Source organism: Mesobacillus sp., from assembly GCF_049588175.1.
GTDB lineage: Bacteria > Bacillota > Bacilli > Bacillales > Cytobacillaceae > Mesobacillus.
Genome location: NZ_JBAVFI010000749.1, coordinates 1 through 1,762, shown reverse-complemented (window position 1 = coordinate 1,762; position 1,762 = coordinate 1). Strand labels below are relative to the sequence as shown.

Below are 1,762 nucleotides of genomic sequence, written 5' to 3'. Positions count from 1 at the left end.
AGTCAATAACTTTTTTCAAAAACCTTTTATAGAAGTTGTTGTTTTCGTTACTGACTTTGAAGATTATATCAAGCATATTATTATAAAGCAATACTTTTCATGCACTTTCTTAAAGAAATTCCCTATTTCAATTAGATTAAATAAAAAAAGCCAGCCCAGCGGCCAGCTTTCTAAATAACTTCCTCGATATGTAAGTACCGGTTTTTTTCTAGAGCAAGAATTTCATTGGATTCTAGTAATCTAACTAATGGCCTAGTTGGATTTTTTTCTTCAACAAAAACGATTTCCGCCGTTTGTCCATCAGACAGGCGAACGATGCTGCCAATCGAAAAATTCATGATGGAAGAACTCAATGCTTTTAAAGCTGCAATATCAAATTCACCGAACAGTTCCTCATTGATCATTTCTAAAACTTTAAAAGGAGAATGCTTAGGTTTATACATCCGTTCAGATGTCATTGCGTGAAAAGAGTCTGCAACCGCAAGAATCTTTGCAAATGGATGGATCCTGTTGGCTTTTTCGCCAAAAGGATATCCACTTCCGTCCAGCCTTTCATGGTGATGAAGAATCGCAATCTTTGCAGCTTCCTTCAGCAATGGACTGTTCTTAACCATCTGGTAGCTGTATGTAGGATGCTTCTTGATTTCCTCGAATTCTTCTACAGTCAAGGTTGTATTCTTATTGATTAAATTTGGACTGATTTTTGCCATGCCGCAGTCCGATAAACAGCCCGCAACCGCAATTTGTGTTACATCGCCCTTGCTGTAGTTTAACTTTTTGGCAATAAAAGCAGAGATAATGCCCACTGCCAGTGGATGATCATAAAGGTACTCAGTTTTAGTTGAATAGTGATGCAGGTGGAAAATGTCTGAAGAATGTATATCTGCCTGTTCTATTAAAGGCACAATAATGCCTCTCACTTTTGATATATCAATTTGCATACCTGATTGCCAGGAGATAAATTCTTTTTTGAATTCTTGTTTCGCACGTAAAAATAAATCGAAAAAGTTTAGATCAGATATATTTTGTGCAGCGGGATTCCATGGTGCTTTTTTGTCTGCAATTTCAGGCGCATTGAAGGGAACACCTGTTACTAGCGTCTTTTCTACTTCTACTTCTTTTACGAGAAAAGCTTTTAGAACCTCTATTAAGTGATTGGACAGTACTGTCTTTTTGCTCATGATTGATCTATTCGTATTAAGAAGAACATCATCAGTAAGGATACAGCCCTCTATAAGGTTGTCTACATATACGCGCAAGGCTTTCCACCCCAAATTTTATTTTCATACTATTAAGTTTACTTTATTTTACCAAAAAAGAGGAACACAATTTTTGTGTTCCTCTCAAAGTTTTATTCAGTACCTTCATCATTTGATTCTGGCGCAGTTGCTTCGTCTTCCTGTTCACTGATGTTTTCTGCGTTGCCAATTGATTCTGGATCAATTATAGCTTCGCCATTTTCATCAAGTTCGATGTCATCGATTTTTTCTTCTTCTTTATCGACTTTAGCTACAGTTGCGACATATTCATTTTCAGCTTTGTTCAAGTTTATCAGCTTCACACCCTGGGTATTACGGCCAGTCATTGAAATCGAGCTTACAGGAATACGAATCAGAACTCCGCCTGTCGTGATCAGCATCAGGTCTTCTTCTCCTGTTACAGCCTTCATCGTTACCAGGTTGCCGTTCTTTTCTGTAATATTGCAAGTCTTGATTCCTTTACCGCCGCGCCCCTGCCTTCTGTACTCTTCGGATGGCGTTCT

General features: G+C 38.0%; 2 protein-coding genes. Both read right to left on the bottom strand.

Annotated features, from left to right (window positions below; all coding sequences use genetic code 11):
• Positions 1-170 precede the first annotated feature (170 nt).
• Positions 171-1,259 carry an HD-GYP domain-containing protein gene (locus tag WB217_RS18195; protein WP_423994718.1) on the bottom strand — a complete coding sequence of 363 codons (1,089 nt, stop codon included), beginning with the start codon at positions 1,257-1,259 and terminating at the stop codon, positions 171-173.
• A 92-nt stretch (positions 1,260-1,351) separates the two neighbouring features.
• Positions 1,352-1,762 (bottom strand): DNA gyrase C-terminal beta-propeller domain-containing protein (locus WB217_RS18190; RefSeq protein WP_423994716.1); only part of this gene is annotated, 411 nt, incomplete at its 5' end.